Raw genomic sequence first — 13,353 nt, 5'->3', positions numbered from 1 at the left:
AGGTGTAGCCCCTCAGGTCGTTTTCCGAAGCAGCGGTCGAGGTACCGGAAAAACATTCTCAGGAAATGCGGACGGGAACAGAAGGCCGCTTCTCCTTATCCGTCACATCGCCACTGAAGATTTCTTTTCCGTCAGGTCGCCGTCGCCCAGGAAACCGGCCAGCAGCGAGCCGGTGATACGGACCCCCTCCTGGGTGAGTACCGATTCCGCGTGGAACTGCACGGATGCGAAGTGCGGACCGCGCAGGGCGTGCACCTCGCCGGTCTCCGGGTCACGGCTCACCTCGATCACGCCGACCCCCGGGCACTCCCGCTTGTCGTCGGCGCTGTGGGCGGCGAAGGTGTTGTAGAAGCCGACGCGTTCCCGGGCGCCGAACAGGTCGATCTCCCGCTGCGTGCCCTGGTTGGGGACCGCCCGGCGGATGAGCGGGAAGCCCAGTTCGCGCGACAGCACCTGATGGCTGAGGCAGACCGCGAGGAACGGCCGCCGCTCGTCGAGCAGCCGGCGGACCGCGTCGCGCAGATGCGCGATCTTGGGGTGGGAACTGTCGCGCGGATCCCCGGGGCCGGGCCCCATGACGACCAGGTCGTACCCGTGGAAGGAGTAGGGGGCGTCGAAGCGGCGGACCGTCACGGAAAGGCCCATCGACCGCAGCTGATGACCGATCATCGAGGTGAAGGTGTCCTCGGCGTCCACCACCAGCACCCGCGCCCCGGACAGCGCGGGCTCGGGGCGCGACCGCGCCGCCTCGTCGGCCAGCCAGAACTCGGCGATCTTGTCGTTGCGGCGGGCCAGCGCCGACCGTACGTCGGGATGGTCCGCGAAGCGGGTGGCCCCGTCCGTGCGCAGGGCGTTGATCAGTCCCGAGGCCTTCGCACGGGTCTCGGCGACCTCCGACTCCGGGTCGGAGTGACGCACCAGCGTGGCGCCGACCCCGATCCGCACCCGGCCGTCGGCGTCGATGTCGGCGGTGCGGATGAGAATGGCCGAGTCCAGCTCCCGGGCGCCGTGCTCGTCCCGGCCGATGAGTGCGACGACACCGCTGTAGTAGCCGCGTCCCTCGGGCTCGTAGCGGTCGATGACCCGGGCCGCGCTCTCCAGCGGACTGCCGGTGACGGTCGGGGCGAACATGGTCTCGCGCAGGATCTCCCGGGGGTCGCGCCCGGTGCGGCCCTCGATGAAGTACTCGGTGTGCGCGAGTCGGGCCATCTCCTTCAGGTACGGGCCGGTGACCCGTCCGCCGCCCTCGCAGATCCGGGCCATCATCTTGAGTTCTTCGTCGACGACCATGTAGAGCTCGTCGGCCTCCTTGCGGTCCGCGAGGAAGGCCATCACCTCCGGCAGGGTCGGGCCCGAGGCGGGGTAGCGGTACGTGCCGCTGATGGGGTTCATCACAGCCGTTCCCGCACGGACACTGATGTGCCGCTCCGGGGTGGCGCCGACGAACGTGCGGTCGCCGGTGTGGATGACGAAGGTCCAGTACCCGCCCGACTCCTGTTCCAGCAGCCGCCGGAAGAGGGTGAGAGCGCTGCGGGGGCTGTAGTCGGTGATCTGGGTGATGAACGACCGCTTGATGACGAAGTTGGCGCCCACCCCGTGGCCGATCTCGTCGGTGATGACGCGGCGCACCACGTCGGCGTACGCCTCGTCGTCCACGTCGAACCGGCCGCCGTTCAGCCGGATCGGCCGGTCGCCGATCCGGCTCACCGCCTCGGTGAGCGGCATCCTCTCCTGCTCGGTGACCCTGAGCGCGATCAGCGGGGATCCGTCGTCGGGGGCGGCGAAGCCTCGCTCGGCGATCTGCCGGTAGGGCATGACGACCAGGGTGTCGTGCCGGCCCGAGGGCCCGGCCGGGGTGTCAGCCGTCCCGGGCAGCGGCACATCGGCGAGTGTCGTCGGCGTGGACACCTCACCGACCAGGACGTCCACCACACCGGGGCCGGCCGCCTCGGGGCGGTACAGCACGGCGAACGGCCGCGGCCGCGGCCCGAGGATCTCGGAGAGCAGACGGGGGGCCTGTGGTGCCCTGCTGGAGCCGGTCATACGAATGTCTCCTTGGCGGTGGTGAGCACGGCGCAGCGCCGGGCGGCGTACTCCAGGGCCATCCGGTGGTCGTCGCGGGAGAAGTCGGCGACGGCGTCGGCGACCAGGAAGGTCTCGATGTCGTGGCTGAACGACTCGACGGCCGTGGCCAGTACGCCGATGTGCGCGTACACGCCGCAGACGACGAGCTGGTCCCGCCCGTGGGCGCGCATGCGGGCGAGCAGGTCGGTGTTGAAGAAGGCGCTGTAACGCCATTTGGTGAGGATCCAGTCGCCCGGCCGCGGGGCGATCGGTTCGACGACCTCCCGGTCGGCGGGGGCCGCCCGCATGCCCGGCCCCCAGAAGTCCTTCAGCAGGCCCCGCTGCGCCTGCGTCATGCCTCCGGGCTGGGCCGTGTAGGCCACCGGCACGTCCAGTTCGGCGCACCGCTCCCGCAGCATCGCGGCGTTGTCCACCAGCGGGGTGCGCAGCGGCTCGGGCAGGTGGGCCAGGAAGTAGCGCTGCATGTCGTGGATCAGCAGTACCGCACGCGCCGGGTCGACGGCCCACTGGGCGGTGTTGGCGGGCAGTTCCCCGGCTGTCGGCATCGGGTAGGGCTCGATGGTCGGGATGGCGGCCATGGCGTCCTCTCGGTGATCCGGTGGTGATCTGGTGGTGGCGTGGTCAGCTGCCCAGGGAGGCGCCGCCGTCGACGGTGAGGCTGTGCAGCGTGATGTGCGACGCCCGGCCGGAGAGCAGGAAGACGACGGCGTCGGCGATGTCGGCCGGCGATGCGATCTTCGCCAGGGGAATGCCGACCTTGAACGCCTCCGGCCGGCCCTCGATCGTCTTGCGCGGGCCCGACTCGTCGTCCCACATGGAGCTCAGCATCGGTGTGTCGGTGGAGCCCGGCGCGACGACGTTGCAGCGGATGCCGTACCGGGCGACCTCCAGGCCGAGGCTCTTGGTGAACATCGTCGCCGCGGCCTTGGACGCGGCGTAGGCGGCCATCTCCGTCCGCGGCGTTCCGGCCGCGTTGGACGCGACGGTGACGACGCTGCCGCGTCTGCGCTGCTTCATGCGCCGCACTACGGCGCGCGAGATGTGGAAGACGCCGGTCGCGTTGACCGCGAACGTGGCGTTCCAGTCGTCGTCGCTGAGGCCGACGGCCTCACCGAGGCGCAGCACGCCCGCGGCGTTGACGAGGTGCTCCACGGGGCCGAGGTCCCGTTCGACCGCCGCCACCATGCGCTCCACGTCGTCGCTGCGCGTGACGTCCGCGGGGTACGCGGCAACCTCCAGCCCTTCCGCGGTGAGCTTGCCGACCACCTGGTCGAGCAGTACCGCGTCCCGGTCGACGGCGGCCACGACGGCCCCGCGTTCCGCCAGCGCGTGGACCACGGCGCTGCCGATGCCTCCGGCCGCGCCGGTCACGAGGGCGATGGTGTTGTCCATGTCTTCCCGAGCCTCCATCCATGCAGTGCGGACAGTGCTGAGCCAGGTCACAGGGTCCAGGCCGACACGACGGCGACGGCCTGGCCCGGATTGAGCCGCGGGTCGCAGAACGTGGTGTAGCGGGATCCGGCGCGGTCGGCGGCGGACGCGTCCGCGACGCACTCGGTGACGGCGTCGGGGGTGGTCTCCAGGTGGAGGCCCCCGGCGATGCCGCCCGCGGACGTCACGGCCCGGTGGAACGCCACGACCTCGCGCTCGACGGTCTCGACGAACCGGGTCTTGACGCCGTCACGGGTCTTGACGGTGTTGCCGTGCATGGGGTCGGTCAGCCAGATCACGGGATGCCCCGCTTCCCGGACCGCCGTCACCAGGGGCGGCAGCGCGTCGGCGACGGCGTCGGCGCCCATGCGGGCGATCAGGGTGAGCCGTCCGGGTTCGCGGTTCGGGTCGAGCCGTTCGCACAGGGCGAGCAGTTCGTCGGGCGTCATGCTCGGCCCCACCTTGCTGGCGACCGGATTGTCCACCTCGGCGAGCAGCGCGACGTGCGCGCCGTCCACCTGCCGGGTGCGTTCGCCGATCCACGGCCAGTGGGTGGACGTCAGCAGCAACCGGCCGCCCTCGTCGCGGCGCAGCATGGGCACCTCGTAGTCGAGGAGCAGCGCCTCATGGCTGGTCCACACCGGCGGATCGATGCCGAAGCGGGCGGATCCGCCGGGCTGCCAGCCCAGATGCCCCATCACGTCGCGGGCGGACATGTACCCGGTGAGCAGCCGCAGCGGGTCCGGGCGCCTGCTGTCCGGGTCCGGTTCGGGGCTGTTGACCATGTGACCGCGGTAGACGGGCAGTTCCACGCCGTCGACCGTCTCGGTCGGCTGCGAGCGCGGCTTGGCGTACTGGCCGGCGATCCGGCCCACGCGCAGCACGGGCTTGCGGGTGATCAGCCGCATGGCCCCGGCCAGCAGGTCCAGGACGGCGGCCTTGCGGGCCACGTGCTCGGCGGTGCACTCGGCCGGGTCCTCCGCGCAGTCGCCGGCCTGGATCACATGGGCCTGTCCCGCGGCGACCTGGGCGAGCAGGGACTTGAACCGGCGTATGTCGTCACCGGCCACCAGCGGACTGCGGGCGGCCAGCTCCTTCCTGACCCGCTCGACTTGCGAGGGGTCCTCCCAATCCGGCTGGTGCAGCGCGGCTTTCAGCCGGATGTCGAGCAGGGTGTTCTCCACGGTGCCTCCGAGAAGACGGGCACGGCCGGCCGTGCGGGGCACGCCGTGCGATGGGGGGTGGGCCTGCGGTTGCCCACCGACTCCTGGGGGGAGGAGTGGACACGGCGCGGGCGGGGGCGTGGCCGGGCGGCGGCGAACGCGGGCCGCCCGGCTGCACAGGGCCCCGGGCAGGAGCGGTTTCAGCGCCCCCGGCGGCGCCCCTCCCGCACGCGTCGGGTCAGTCGGTCCGCAGTCCCCGGCGGAGCGCCGCGGTGATCTCCACGGTGCGGCGGGCCTGGTACTCGATGGCCGCCAGGTTGTCGTCGTCGACGTTGGCGGCCGCGTTGCGCGAGACACTGCTCACGCCGTACGGGTTGCCGTTGGTGGGGGCCAGCTGGATCGGGTCGGCCACGCCGGGCGGGACGATGATCGCGCCCCAGTGGTAGAAGGCGTTGTTGAGGGCCAGGATCGTGCTCTCCTGGCCGCCGTGCAGCGTCGCGGTGGACGTGAAGGAGGACATCACCTTGTTGACCAGCCCCCGCCGTGAGTGCAGCGGCAGGGTCAGGTCGATGAACTGCTTGAGCGACGCGGCGGGCAGTCCGTAGCGCCCGGGCGTGCCCCAGAGCACCGCGTCCGCCCACTCCAGGTCCTCCAGGGCGGCCTCGGGGATGTCCTGGACGGACTCCAGGTGCTCGGCCCACACCCTGTTCCAGCTGTCGTTGCCCGGGACGATGGTCTCGGACGTCAGTTCGGCTGTCCTGCGCAGCCGTACCTCGGCGCCCGCCTTCTCGGCCGCGGCGGCGGCCGCGACGGCGAGCTTGTGCACGTTTCCCTGGGAGGAGTAGTAGATGACGGCGACGTTGGTCATGTTCCGGATCTCTCTCGGCGATCGGCTGGGATGGCCCGATCCTGTGCGCGAGCGCACCCCGCGGCCAACGCCCCCCGGGACCATCCGTCAACTGGCCGGACCAGTCCGTCAGGTCCGTCTCCCGGGTCCGTCAGGTCCGCTCCGGTAGGGAGCCGCGACCTGACGGAACCTTTCCGTGAGCGCGGATGCCGGCGATCGCAGGTGTGGGCGGCCCGGTCAGCCGACGCCGCTCAGCAGCGGCCGTTCCGCCCTGTCACTGAGCATGGTGATGGCATGGGCGACGGAGGCGAGCGTGGCATGGCGGTGCCATCCGGTGAACGACCGTCCCGAGAAGTCGCGGATGCCGACCCGGTCGGCGACCTCCGTGAGGTCCCGCTCGACCCGGCGGGCCAGCGCGGCCAGCCGGAGCAGTTCACCGACACCCACCGACGTCAGGTCGGTCAGCCACAGCTCCGCGGGCCAGTGACCGCGTTCCGCCACCCCCATCAGCAGCAGGGTGTCGTCGGACCGCCCTGTCCGGCGTGTGGCGGAGGACAGGGCGACCCGGATGGTGACCACCGTCCTGGGCGACGAGAGCTCCTCGCCCGGCCGCCGCATGTGCCAGACCATCGACATGATCTGCTCCGCCGTCATGCTGACGCCCCGCCGCGGAAACGCGGGCTCCTCCACCGTCAGCCGCAGGGTGCCGCCGACCCGCAGCATCATCGGGGTGTGCGCGGCACGGAATCGCCCGACGACCGCGGCCACGTCCGTCTCCTGCGCGTCCATCACCACCGGCCTGAGCGGCAAGCGGCAGTTCCTGATCAGTTCCTGGTACGCCCTGACCGAGCACTGACCCAGGCTCTCGGGTGACTCCGTCTCGGGTATGGATGCCTGACGGCGCTGGCGCCGGTCCGCCAGCCATCTGTGGGTCAGCTGAAGCCGCCAGTTCAGCGGGCTGCTCCAGTCCGGCGCGGCGCCCCACACACCCACCGCCTGCTGTGCGTTGACCACCTGCCCGAGCGCCGGCACGAAGCGCCGTTCGACGCCCACGGACGTCTCCCCGGCCTTGGGAATGATCAAGGGATGGACGACGTACGCCTGAGGCTGGGCGACTCGCTCCACGTGCTGTGCCAGGGCCCGGCGCACCGGTGCCCAGTCCCAGGTGGAGCTGACGATGAAGTGGTGGAGGCTCTGCTCGGTGGCATCGCCGCCGAACAGCGCCGCGATGTTGCGAATGGACTTACGTCCCTCGGCCTCGAGCAGACCCCGCAGGTAGGTCATGCCCTTGGTGCGCTGATCGCGGCGAGGCATCGAGGAGAACAGCACCGGACCCAGTTCCGACAGCAGTGCGTCGTGAGTTCTGATGTGCGGTGGGTTCTCCGTCTCGGCCTGGTCCGATTCCTCGAGGATCGTGCGGTCGCCGTGATCAAGCTGCAGGATCGTGCGTGACATGCGGTTCCCCCTCGGCCGAATTGTTGCCCTTTCAGGCCTGTCGGTGCGGTCCGCAGGAGGGGCTGGGCAAGAATCCGGCCGCCTCCCGCGTCACCGGAGCCTCACATGCGGCGGCCAAGAGGGAACCAAAGAACGGCAAAGGCCTAGGCAGAAGGCATCATCACCCCTACTCCAAGATTCAAGTTCGCGATCCGGTGGGGACGGGTATCCGCCAGCGGTATCTCGTCACGCCGCGGACGTCCGGGCCCCGGCCAGCAGGAGTTCCGCGGGAGCGGTGAGCTCGCGGCCGAGAAGGCTGCGCAGTACCGCGTAGCCGCTGGTGTCACCGGCGAGGACCCCGCCGAGCAGGGTGCGGCAGTCCGGGGCGAGGACCAGCTTGCCGTACGTGCCGGCGGTGCGGTCCTCGCGGACGAACTCCATGGCGCCCTCGGTCCTGGCGTGGATGTCGCCGAAGCCGGCCACGTCCACGCCGAGGAGCTTGAGTTTCGCCGACATGTCCGCCCCGGGGAAAGCGGCGGAGGGGGAACCCAGCAGTTGACGCGCGACCGCCTCCGCCATGCGGTAGCCGGGTGCGGCGAGACCGTGACAGCGGCCCAGCACCGCGGCGCACTCCCCCACGGCCCAGATCCGCTCGTCGGCCGTACGGCAGTGCTGGTCCACGAGGATGCCGCCGCGTTCGGCGCGTTCGAGCCGGGCGGACTCGGCCAGTTCGTCGCGGGGACGCACGCCGGCGGCGAACACCACGGCACGGGCGGGCACAGCGGTGCCGTCCGACAGCGTCACCCCGCGCACCCGGCCGTCGGGGCCCTCGTCGAGGGAGGCGACACCGCGGCCGCAGTGCACGCTCACTCCGAGCTCGCCCACGAGCCGGGCGAGGACCCGGCCGCCTCCCTCGTCGACCTGAAGCGGCATCAGGTGCGGTGCCATCTCGACGACGTGGGGCCGCATACCGAGCAGCCGAAGGGCGTGCGCCGCCTCCAGGCCCAGCAGGCCGCCGCCGATGACGACTCCGGGTTCACCCGGCGCCGCGGCGGCCCGGAGCGCGTCGAGGTCCTCGATCGTGCGGTAGGTGAAGCAGCCGGGAAGGTCCCGGCCGGGGACGGGGGGCACGAACGGACGTGATCCGGTGGCCAGTACGAGCGCGTCGTAGCCGACGACTGTGCCGTCGGCACACGTCACCGTGCGGGCGGCGCGGTCGACGGACGTCACCCTCGTGCTCAGTCGCAGGTCGACCAGCGGATCGGTGAGCAGGGCGGGCGTGGCGAGGGTGAGATCGGCGGCGGCTGCGCCGTCGAGGTACGAGGTCAGGCAGACGCGGTCGTAGGCGGGTCGTGGTTCCTCCGCCACGACCACGATCCGCCACCGGCCCGGCCGGTCACCGGACCGGACCTCCTCGACGAGCCGGTTCCCGGCCATTCCGTGCCCGACGACCACCAGGACGCGTGTCATGCGGCGGGTTTCCCTTCACGGCTGTGCGGCCCTTTCACAGACCTGGCGCACGAGGGCTGTGCAGCTGCCGCAGCCGGTGGTGGCGCGGGTCGCGGCGGCGATCGCGGGAAGGTCGTGCGCACCTCGCCGCCATGCCTGTTCCAGGGCCTTCTTGGTGACGTTGTTGCACTGGCACACCACGGCGGTGTCCGGGAGTTCCGCCGAACTCGCGTACTCCCCGTCCATGCCCAGCAGCAGGGCGAGCCGGTCGGCGGGCAGGGGTCGGTCCGCCGCGTACAGCTGGCCGACAGAGGCGACGGCCCTGGGCAGGCCCACCAGGACGGCGGCGTGCACGCGGCCGTCGCGCAGCACAAGCCGCCCGTAGCGACCACGGGCCGGGTCGGACAACACGATCTGCTCGTCGTCGCCCGGGGTGCCCGGGGTGCCCGGCGGGCCGGCGACCGCGACGGCGAGTCCGGGCAACCGGGGCCGGACCACGTGCCGCGCGGGTCGCCGGCGGCCGTCGTCGCCGGTGAGTGTCCGGGCCAGGGCGTCCGCCTGGTCCCAGGCGGACGCCAGGGTGCCGTGGCAGCCGGGGTGCTCGGCGCAGTCGCCCAGGGCGTACACGTGCGGATCGGAGGTACGCATCCGGTCGTCCACGACCACGCCGCGCCGCACGGCCAGTCCGGCGTCGCGGGCGAGCGCGGTGTCGGGTCTGCCGCCGGTGCACATCAGCAGGGTCCCGGCGGCCAGCAGCCGGCCGTCGTCGAGGGCCACCTTGCCGGGTTCCGCCCCGCTGACGCGGCGCCCGGTCTCCGGCACCACGCCGGCATCCCGGAGCGCGGCCGTCAGCAGGGCTCCGGCGCGTTCGTCGAGGAGGCGGTGCATCGGGTGAGCACCGGGGTGGACGAGCGTGACGTCGTGTCCGGCGCGGCCGAGCGCGTACGCGGCCTCGACGCCGCGCAGCCCGCCGCCGACCACGACGACGGGCCCCTTGTCCACCGGGCGGGCGCCGGCGAGGGTGTGCGGCGCGCGGATCTCGGGGGCGAGCGGGCCGTCGGCACCGGGCAGTTCGGGCAGGATGGCCCGGGAACCGGTGGCGAGCACCAGGACGTCGTAGGGATGCTCCGCCCCGTCGTCGGTCCGCACGAGGCGGCGCCGCGGGTCCACCTCGGTGGCCCGGACACCGGTGTGGACCCGCACCTCCGGCGGGAGCGGCGCGAGCGCCAGACCCGCGGCCGGCAGGGTGCCGTCGAGGACGGAGACGAGCAGGGCCCGGTTGTAGGCGGGCTGTGGCTCGGCGCCGATCACCGTGACGGGGCCGCGGTGCCCGTGGTGGCGCAGGCGCTGGATCAGACGGTGGGCGGCGGGGCCGTGGCCGATGACGGTGATCGCGGTCATGTCGCCTTCTCCCGCCAGGGCTCGACGCGCACGGCGCTCACCTTGAACTCGGGCATGCCGCTGACCGGGTCGAGGGCCGGGCCGGTCAGCAGGTTGGCCCGGCCGGTGCCCGGGAAGTGGAACGGCAGGAAGACGGTGTCGGTGCGCAGGGTCCGCACCAGGCGCACCCGGGCGATCGTGCTGCCGCGGGCCGAGGTGACCCGGGCCAGGTCGCCCTCGCCGAGGTGGTACCGGGCGGCGGTGTCGGGGTGGACCTCGACGTGCGCCTCGGGTGCGGCGGCCACGAGTTCGGGTACGCGGCGGGTCTGCGCTCCGGACTGGTACTGGGCCAGCACCCGGCCCGTCGTGGCGAAGAGCGGGTAGTCGGTGTCCGGTGTCTCGGCGGGGTCGCGGTGTTCCACGGGGGCGAAACGCGCCCTGCCGTCCGGGTGGTGGAACCGGTCGAGGAACAGCCGGGGCGTTCCCGGGTGGTCGCCGCCGGGCACGTCGGGGCAGGGCCAGTACAGTGCCTCGCCCGCGTCGAGCCGTTCGTAGGTGATGCCGGCGTAGTCGGCACGGCCGCCGCCGGAGGCACGGCGCAGCTCGTCGAAGACGGCGCGCGGTGAGACGGGGAAACGGTGGGCCGGCTGGCCGAGCCGGACCGCGATGCCGTGCAGCACCTCGAGGTCGGTGCGGACGCCGTCGGGTGGGGCGAGCACGGGCCGGCGACGCAGGACGCGTCCTTCGAGGCTGGTCGTCGTGCCCTCTTCCTCGGCCCACTGGGCCACCGGCAGGACAACGTCGGCGAGTTCGGTGGTCTCGGACGGGACCAGGTCGGCCACCACGAGCAGGTCGAGTGCGGCCAGACGGCGTGCCACGTGGGCGGCGTGGGGTGCGGACACGACCGGGTTGGAGCCGAAGACCAGCAGGGCCCGTGGCCCGCCGGGGGTGCCGAGGGCATCCAGGAGCTGGTACGCGGCGTGGCCGGGTCCGGGCAGGGACGCCGGGTCGACGCCCCACACGCCGGCGACGTGTGCGCGCGCCTCCGGGTCGGTGATCACGCGGTACCCGGGCAGCTGGTCGGCTTTCTGGCCGTGTTCGCGGCCGCCCTGGCCGTTGCCCTGGCCGGTGAGGCAGCCGTACCCGCTGCCCGCCCTGCCGGGCAGGCCCAGGGCCAGCGCCAGGTTGATGAACGCGGCCGCGGTGTCGGTGCCCTTGCTGTGCTGTTCCACGCCGCGGCCGGTGAGGATGTAACGCCGACCGGCCTCGGCGAGCATCGTCACGGCTGCCCGCTGGTCGGCGACGGGAACGCCGGTGACCTGCTCGACGTGTTCGGGCCACCAGGTGACGGCGCGCTGCCAGGCGGCCTCGAATCCCGTGGTGCGGGTGTCGAGGTACTCCTTGTCCAGGTGGCCGTCGGTCACGGCCAGGTGCAGCAGGCCCAGGGCGAGAGCGAGATCCGTGCCGGGGGCGGGCTGGAGGTGCAGCGCCGCCTGTTCGGCGGTGCGGGTACGGCGCGGGTCGATGACGACGAGCCGGGTACGGCTCAGATGGCGCATCAACGGGGGCATGGTTTCCGCCGGGTTGGCGCCGGCCAGCATGACGACATCGGCGTCGGAGAGGTCGGTGACGGGGAACGGCAGTCCGCGGTCGATGCCGAACGCCGCGTTGCCGGCGGCCGCGGCCGACGCCATGCAGAAGCGGCCGTTGTAGTCGATCCTGCTGGTGCCTAGGGCGACCCGGGCGAACTTCCCCAGGGCGTACGCCTTCTCGTTGGTCAGTCCGCCGCCGCCGAACACGGCGACGGCGTCGGGGCCGTGCTCCGCGCGCAGCCGGGCCAGGCGCGAGGCGATCAGGTCCAGGGCCTCGTCCCAGCCGGACGGGGCGAGTTCGCCATCGGCTCCGCGCACCAGGGGGGTGCGCAGCCGGTCGGGCGCGGTGAGCAGGACGGGGGCCGTCCAGCCCTTCTGGCACAGCCCGCCCCGGTTGACCGGGAAGTCGGGTGACGGCTCGACCTCGACCGCCGGGCCGTTGCGCCGCAGCCGGGTGCCGCACTGCAGGGCGCAGTAGGCGCAGTGCGTGCCGACGGTGACCGGGAGGCCCCGCGCGCGGTCAGCGGACATGGGAGGTACGGGGCCGGGACGCACCGGGGGCCGTGCGCTCGACACGGTCCCGGCGCAGGTAGACCCTGACGAGAACCAGCGCGCACAGGGCGTAGAAGGCGAGGAAGCAGAGGAAGGCGGTCTCGGCGCTGCCGCCCGCTCCCTGGTACGAAGCGCGGAAGGCGAGGTTGATGGCGACGCCGCCGAGCGCGCCGACCGCACCCGCGATGCCGATGACCGCGCCGGAGACGCGGCGTGCGCGGGCGAAGGCCGGCGGCGCGTCGGCGCCGGAGGTGATGGCGTCCTCCGCTTCCCGGGCGAACACGGCGGGGATCATCTTGTACGTCGAACCGTTGCCGATGCCGCTGAGGACGAACAGTGCGGTGAAGCCGGCGACGAACAGGCCGAAGGAGCCGGCGTGCGACGCGACGAGCAGGACGACGGTGCCCACGGCGAGGCCGAGGAAGTTCCACAGGGTGACGCGGGCCCCGCCCCACCGGTCGGCCATCCTGCCTCCGACGGGCCGGCTGAAGGAGCCGAGCAGCGGGCCGAGGAAGGTGACGGAGGCGGCCTGGAGCGGGGTGGACCCGAACTGGTTCTGCAGGACGAGGCCGAAGGCGAAGCCATAGCCGATGAACGAGCCGAAGGTGCCGATGTACAGGGCGGATATCCACCAGGTGTGGCTGCTCGCGGCGGCCTCGCGCAGGGCGCCCGGTTCGGCGCGTACGGCGTCGACGTTGTCCATCTTCAGCGCCGCCAGCAGGGCCACGATCACGATGAGCGGCAGGTAGACACCGGCCACGTACGAGGGGTGGGTGTCACCGGCCGTGGCGATGACCAGCAGGCCCAGCAGCTGGATGACCGCGACGCCGAGGTTGCCGCCGCCGGCGTTCACGCCCAGGGCCCAGCCCTGGTGCCGCTGCGGGTAGAAGATGGTGATGTTGGTCATGGAGGAGGCGAAGTTGGCGCCTCCCACTCCGGCCGTGGCGCCGATCAGCAGGAACACCCACAGAGGTGTTCCGGGGCGCTGGACGAAGACGAACGCGAGAAGCGCCGGCACGAGCAGCACGGCGGCGGAGAACACCGTCCAGTTGCGGCCGCCGAAGCGGGTCACGGCGTAGCTGTACGGCAGCCGCAGCACCGCGCCGACCAGCGTGGGGGTCACCACCAGCAGGAACTTCTCGTCGGGGGCGAAGCCCAGGCCGATCTCCGGCGACATGAACAGGACGAGTACCGACCACAGGCTCCACACGGAGAAGCCGACGTGCTCGGCGAGGACGGACATCAGCAGGTTGCGGCGGGCGATCTTCTTGCCGGAGCGTTCCCAGAACTCCTCGTTCTCCGGGTCCCAGCCCTGGATCCACCGCCCGGAGGCAGGCTGTCGGGTCGTCATGTCTGATCGGTCTCCTGTGTCTGCGCGGCGTGCCGGGCGGAGCGGCGCTGATCCGCCCGGCACGCCCCG

General features: G+C 72.4%; 10 protein-coding genes. All 10 read right to left on the bottom strand.

Annotation, left to right across the window (positions count from 1 at the left end; genetic code table 11):
- Positions 1-102: 102 nt before the first annotated feature.
- The 10 genes from QF034_RS30960 to QF034_RS30915 all read right to left on the bottom strand — a co-directional run bounded on the left by QF034_RS30960 (position 103) and on the right by QF034_RS30915 (position 13,284).
- Positions 103-2,043 (bottom strand): anthranilate synthase family protein, encoded by a 1,941-nt coding sequence (locus QF034_RS30960; protein ID WP_307177983.1) that lies wholly within the window; start codon positions 2,041-2,043, stop codon positions 103-105.
- On the bottom strand, positions 2,040-2,663 hold the full coding sequence (locus QF034_RS30955; RefSeq protein ID WP_307177982.1) for an isochorismatase family protein: 624 nt from the start codon (positions 2,661-2,663) through the stop codon (positions 2,040-2,042). The genes QF034_RS30960 and QF034_RS30955 overlap by 4 nt, the downstream gene beginning before the upstream one ends.
- Positions 2,664-2,706: 43 nt before the next feature.
- Positions 2,707-3,477 (bottom strand): 2,3-dihydro-2,3-dihydroxybenzoate dehydrogenase, encoded by a 771-nt coding sequence (locus QF034_RS30950; protein WP_307177981.1) that lies wholly within the window; start codon positions 3,475-3,477, stop codon positions 2,707-2,709.
- A gap of 47 nt (positions 3,478-3,524) precedes the next feature.
- On the bottom strand, positions 3,525-4,700 hold the full coding sequence (locus tag QF034_RS30945) for a 3-deoxy-7-phosphoheptulonate synthase (RefSeq protein WP_307177980.1): 1,176 nt from the start codon (positions 4,698-4,700) through the stop codon (positions 3,525-3,527).
- 217 nt (positions 4,701-4,917) lie between these two features.
- Positions 4,918-5,547: an NAD(P)H-dependent oxidoreductase gene (locus QF034_RS30940; RefSeq protein ID WP_307177979.1), complete on the bottom strand. Its 630-nt coding sequence runs from the start codon at positions 5,545-5,547 to the stop codon at positions 4,918-4,920.
- 216 nt (positions 5,548-5,763) lie between these two features.
- A complete protein-coding gene (locus QF034_RS30935; RefSeq protein ID WP_307177978.1) occupies positions 5,764-6,981 on the bottom strand; it encodes an IS701 family transposase in 1,218 nt (405 codons plus the stop codon).
- Positions 6,982-7,206: 225 nt separating this feature from the next.
- Complete coding sequence (locus QF034_RS30930) at positions 7,207-8,430, bottom strand: NAD(P)/FAD-dependent oxidoreductase (RefSeq protein ID WP_307177977.1); 1,224 nt, start codon at positions 8,428-8,430, stop codon at positions 7,207-7,209.
- 15 nt (positions 8,431-8,445) lie between these two features.
- Positions 8,446-9,810, bottom strand: coding sequence for an FAD-dependent oxidoreductase (locus QF034_RS30925; protein ID WP_307177976.1), 1,365 nt, complete (start codon positions 9,808-9,810; stop codon positions 8,446-8,448).
- A complete protein-coding gene (locus QF034_RS30920; RefSeq protein WP_307177975.1) occupies positions 9,807-11,912 on the bottom strand; it encodes a molybdopterin oxidoreductase family protein in 2,106 nt (701 codons plus the stop codon). Before QF034_RS30920 ends, QF034_RS30925 begins: the two co-directional genes overlap by 4 nt.
- On the bottom strand, positions 11,902-13,284 hold the full coding sequence (locus QF034_RS30915; RefSeq protein ID WP_307177974.1) for a nitrate/nitrite transporter: 1,383 nt from the start codon (positions 13,282-13,284) through the stop codon (positions 11,902-11,904). Before QF034_RS30915 ends, QF034_RS30920 begins: the two co-directional genes overlap by 11 nt.
- Positions 13,285-13,353 lie beyond the last annotated feature (69 nt).

Source organism: Streptomyces africanus, from assembly GCF_030816955.1.
In the GTDB taxonomy this organism is placed as follows: domain Bacteria; phylum Actinomycetota; class Actinomycetes; order Streptomycetales; family Streptomycetaceae; genus Streptomyces; species Streptomyces africanus.
This window is presented reverse-complemented; position numbering and strand designations above follow the sequence as displayed.

Excerpts from the sequence above, each read along its gene's own strand:
- QF034_RS30960 (WP_307177983.1), bottom strand. The coding sequence starts at position 2,043 with ATGACCGGCTCCAGCAGGGCACCACAGGCCCCCCGTCTGCTCTCCGAG.
- QF034_RS30955 (WP_307177982.1), bottom strand. The coding sequence starts at position 2,663 with ATGGCCGCCATCCCGACCATCGAGCCCTACCCGATGCCGACAGCCGGG.
- QF034_RS30950 (WP_307177981.1), bottom strand. The coding sequence starts at position 3,477 with ATGGACAACACCATCGCCCTCGTGACCGGCGCGGCCGGAGGCATCGGC.
- QF034_RS30940 (WP_307177979.1), bottom strand. The coding sequence starts at position 5,547 with ATGACCAACGTCGCCGTCATCTACTACTCCTCCCAGGGAAACGTGCAC.
- QF034_RS30935 (WP_307177978.1), bottom strand. The coding sequence starts at position 6,981 with ATGTCACGCACGATCCTGCAGCTTGATCACGGCGACCGCACGATCCTC.
- QF034_RS30930 (WP_307177977.1), bottom strand. The coding sequence starts at position 8,430 with ATGACACGCGTCCTGGTGGTCGTCGGGCACGGAATGGCCGGGAACCGG.
- QF034_RS30925 (WP_307177976.1), bottom strand. The coding sequence starts at position 9,810 with ATGACCGCGATCACCGTCATCGGCCACGGCCCCGCCGCCCACCGTCTG.
- QF034_RS30920 (WP_307177975.1), bottom strand. The coding sequence starts at position 11,912 with ATGTCCGCTGACCGCGCGCGGGGCCTCCCGGTCACCGTCGGCACGCAC.
- QF034_RS30915 (WP_307177974.1), bottom strand. The coding sequence starts at position 13,284 with ATGACGACCCGACAGCCTGCCTCCGGGCGGTGGATCCAGGGCTGGGAC.